Raw genomic sequence first — 1600 nt, 5'->3', positions numbered from 1 at the left:
TGTAAGTGTCAATATTTTTGCGGTAGTCCAAAAACCATTAGTCTGACCTTAATTTCTTAATATTTTATGTGGTTTAACATTCGATCTAATTTAGCTAAATAGCTTCCCCCGGCAACCTCTGCTGTTAGTGCTCCGTGTTGAATGCCAACATGAATTTCATGGCGACGCTTCAAGCTGTCTCTGGCCGCTGCCAGTAGCTTCTTGTGATCTAAGCTGATTAATTTGCCTGCTTCAAAATCACTATTTAGCCATTGTTCTAAGTCACGATTCTTGATACAGGTCAAAATCCGAAGCATGCCTTCTGCTCCAGCTTCAGACCAGTATTTGCCTTGGCCTTTAACACGATAAGTGTACTTACGGTGATTGCTTTCACAGCTGCCAATTGCCTTAGTAACCTTCAAATTACGCATTTTAAACGGTTTAATGTCGTCCCAGCGTCGATTAATATAGCTGCGAAGCCGTGCTAAATGCTCGTGATTTTGTGGTGTATCTAACTCATCAATTAGTTTGCTTTCGGCAGTATCAAGAATTATATTCACTAAATCGCGGTCATATTTGAACTCTAAGGCATAAATCAATTTGCCTTGCAGTTCTGGAGCGAAACAAAGTCGGTCTTTAATCTTTTTGTTCAAATGGAAGACATCCAAAAAGTGCTCATGTTTAGCGCAACGACCGACAATTTCATCAAAGTCCTTTTTCGCGTAACCAGCACCACCATCGGCATTACTGATGATCAAGGTATTAGCTAAATCATAAGTGTTAGCTATATATTCCTTAGCTTCATTCAAAGCGTCTAGACGACTTAATGACACAAATTCTTGGGCATTAGTCCGCTCTCTACGTTTGTAGGTCACATTACGTAATCCTTCACAAACTTGATAGCGATGAAACTCCAATCGTCCTTGAGTGCCTTTAATCATGACGCCATCGCCTTCAAGATAAAGAACTGGCACTTGCTTCTTTGCAGTTTGAGCATCATAACGACTATCAGCTTCTTGTTGTTCTTTGATCTTTTGACCTGCAGTCTTAACTAAATTGCCAATCTGAGCGTGACTAATATTAAAACCCGAAAGACAATTAACAGCTAAGGCAGTATTGCGATAAGTAGCGACGCTGCTTACTTCCAGGATATTTCTTACTGCCAAGACGCTATAATGCTTGTACTTATCAAAGCCCATGAATTTATCTAAAGGATAGCGACTTTCTTGCCCAGCTTTAACGTACCTTCTTCTGACATAAGTCACTTCGCCAAAAGCCATATTGATTGAACGTTGATTCTTCTTTTCAATTTGGTAGCCCTGATTCTTCATTGATCCACTTAGCTCTTGATCTACTCGTTCCAAGGCTAAGGACATCAATTCTCTGATCAAATTGAGAAAGAAAAAGGCTATAGCTTTTTCACGCTTAATAATATTAGTTTCAGACTTTATAATTTTGACGATTTCAGTTACAATTAATTCCATAAAGGACCAGCTTCTAATGTGTTTTTTTGCTTAACATCAGACTACTGGTCTTTTTGTTTTGGAGTCAAGTCCTGAAATGGATTTGACTCCTTTTAATTTATATTTAAACGTTACCGCAAACTATTTTACACTTAGTT

General features: G+C 38.6%; 1 protein-coding gene. It reads right to left on the bottom strand.

The genetic code is table 11. The annotated features are described in order from the left end of the window. Positions 1–56: 56 nt before the first annotated feature. Positions 57–1463 (bottom strand): ISLre2 family transposase, encoded by a 1407-nt coding sequence (locus tag FC77_RS07555; protein WP_054682323.1) that lies wholly within the window; start codon positions 1461–1463, stop codon positions 57–59. Positions 1464–1600 lie beyond the last annotated feature (137 nt).

The sequence above is a fragment of the Lactobacillus acetotolerans DSM 20749 = JCM 3825 genome, from assembly GCF_001436775.1.
In the GTDB taxonomy this organism is placed as follows: Bacteria; Bacillota; Bacilli; order Lactobacillales; family Lactobacillaceae; genus Lactobacillus; species Lactobacillus acetotolerans.
Note: the sequence above shows the minus strand (reverse complement) of the source record. Positions and strands in the feature narration are given on the sequence as shown.